Source organism: Wolbachia endosymbiont of Tuta absoluta (assembly GCF_059414725.1).
Genome location: NZ_JBNRJY010000360.1, coordinates 1 through 890, shown reverse-complemented (window position 1 = coordinate 890; position 890 = coordinate 1). Strand labels below are relative to the sequence as shown.

Sequence of the window (890 nt, the reverse complement as noted above, 5' to 3'; positions counted from 1 at the left end):
CTTTCCCCATGTAACATAGGTTGAAAATTGAAGTATGGCAAAAATATTTTAAGTTTCCATAGTAGGTAACCCAAAACAGCTGATCGATCTGTCATTCATGTCACCTTTATTTCACTTACACGCGGTTCTTTTTTGAGCTGTCGCTCGCAAAAACGTACGTTTGGTCAACGGCAGTGTCGCTACAAACAAATTAAACGCGCATTATTGTATAAAGGAAAGGATTTCAATAATATCATTTATAACCGTTACCGACCCGCTAGTCATTAGTTTCAAGGGCTCAATAGTTTCTTCAAACGTTAGTGATTTTCTGAATCGGTCCTTTAATATGTTGATGAGATATGTCAGCACATGTTGTATGAAAGATTATGTTTTGTGGTTAACATTGGATCGATCGGTGTAAAGGGCTCTTTTTTTTTTGTTAAAGTGTTGTAAAGCTTAACCATATACAAAGCTTTTTAGAAAAGAAAATGCTCCAAATATAAGCTGTGGTCCTTTAACTATTACGACAAGAGTAAGTAATAACCCACACAATGATACTAATACTCCCATTATAGAGAGAAATCCATCTTTGCTCATGATACCCAGTGAAATGAGAGTTGTACCAATTGCAGGAATGAAGTTAGTTAAAGGAAGTGGGATTGCTATCGATAATGCACAAAGCAGCATTATAAATGCTAAAATATTTTCACCAGGACCACGAAAAATGAAAGACATTCTTGGTTTCATGAACTTTTCTATTTTTTTTAATGTAGGTGAAGTTTTCTCTACCACGAGAGCTAGTGTTGAACGTTGAAAAGATTTCCTTTCTAGCCAATTAGGCATCCAAGGAGAATCAAACCCAAATAGAAGCTGCAGTGAAAATAAGATTAAAGGTATAGAAAGAATGGTTG

1 protein-coding gene is annotated in these 890 nt (G+C 35.3%); it reads right to left on the bottom strand.

The features are described from left to right. Nucleotides 1–435 precede the first annotated feature (435 nt). A partial coding sequence (locus tag ACJ5GX_RS03810) for an exopolysaccharide biosynthesis protein (protein ID WP_495292718.1) occupies nt 436–890 on the bottom strand: 455 nt, incomplete at its 5' end.